Here is a 316-nt window from a genome sequence, read left to right as displayed (position 1 = left end):
GTGCTTCCTCATAGCTGATAGACAGCTCTTCTGCTGCCTCCCTTACAAACTTCTCCTCATCAAAGAACTCTTCTGGATCTATACTGGCACGCTCTTCGCGTACTTTATCCAATATATAGTAAAACACATCCAGCTCTTCTTCAGTCGGATAGGGCCCTTCTTCATAGTCGGCGGGAATTTGACCACTCCTTACTGAACCCAGCTCAATGACAAGTTTATGGTTCGAGTAATCACCCGCTTCCACCTCACTCGATCGTGCCCAATTCCCATAGGGAGAATGTTGGCCCTCTGCGAACGTCCGAAGTTCATCTATGGA

General features: G+C 47.8%; 1 protein-coding gene. It reads right to left on the bottom strand.

Features of this window, described 5'->3' with window-relative positions:
- On the bottom strand, nt 1-316 hold a 316-nt coding region (locus SB775_RS28395), incomplete at both ends, for a hypothetical protein (protein ID WP_410864514.1).

Source organism: Peribacillus sp. SIMBA_075 (assembly GCF_046534585.1).
Note: the sequence above shows the minus strand (reverse complement) of the source record. Positions and strands in the feature narration are given on the sequence as shown.